Source organism: Nonlabens dokdonensis (genome assembly GCF_002162835.1).
In the GTDB taxonomy this organism is placed as follows: domain Bacteria; phylum Bacteroidota; class Bacteroidia; order Flavobacteriales; family Flavobacteriaceae; genus Nonlabens; species Nonlabens dokdonensis_B.
Genome location: NZ_MAAX01000154.1, coordinates 75,061 through 75,849, shown reverse-complemented (window position 1 = coordinate 75,849; position 789 = coordinate 75,061). Strand labels below are relative to the sequence as shown.

At 32.8% G+C, this 789-nt stretch carries 1 protein-coding gene; it reads left to right on the top strand.

Annotated features, from left to right (window positions below; all coding sequences use genetic code 11):
- Positions 1-12: 12 nt before the first annotated feature.
- Positions 13-789: heparinase II/III family protein (locus tag A9Q93_RS10215; RefSeq protein ID WP_303687299.1), on the top strand; the 777-nt coding region annotated here is incomplete at its 3' end.

Here is a 789-nt window from a genome sequence, read left to right as displayed (position 1 = left end):
TTTCAAAAAATCATGAATGCCATTTACTGGCAATTACACCATGTATATAATAATATTCATTTTTCGAGAATTGCGGTGAGAAATAATCATGCAATAACTGAAACATTAACATTGTATTTATCTGATAAATTGTTCCCTTTTATGCCAGAAACTAAGAAATGGAGTGAAAAGGGCAAAAAATGGTTTGAAAAAGAAATTGCCTATCAAATTGATGAAGATGGTACATTTTTACAGTTTTCAATGAATTATCATCGCGTGGTGGTTCAACTTTTGACCTGGGGAATTCAATTAGCGAAACTCAACAATGAAACCTTTGATACAATAGTGTATGAACGGGCACGAAAATCGCTTGATTTCCTTGACGCTTGTACTGATCCTGTTTCAGGAGAATTACCAAATTATGGTTCTAATGATGGCGCTCTTTTTTTTAAATTAACGGATGCGAATTATAGAAATTACAGATCGCAGCTAGACGATTTAAGAGCCGTCTTAGATAGCAATATTCATTTTTCTACTGAGAGTGTCTCTTGGTATGGATTAAGTGATGTACATAAGTCAGCATATTTGAAGCCTAAAGAAATCAACCAATTCAATGTTGGTGGATATTATATTCTTCAGGAAGAGAATGTAAAAACCTTTGTTAGATGTGGAGCATATAAAGATAGACCAGCACAGTCAGACAATTTGCATATCGATATTTGGGTTGATGGAATTAATGTATTAAGGGATTCAGGATCTTATAAATACAATACTGAAAAAGAACTTCTTAATTATTTTAATGGCTGTGAA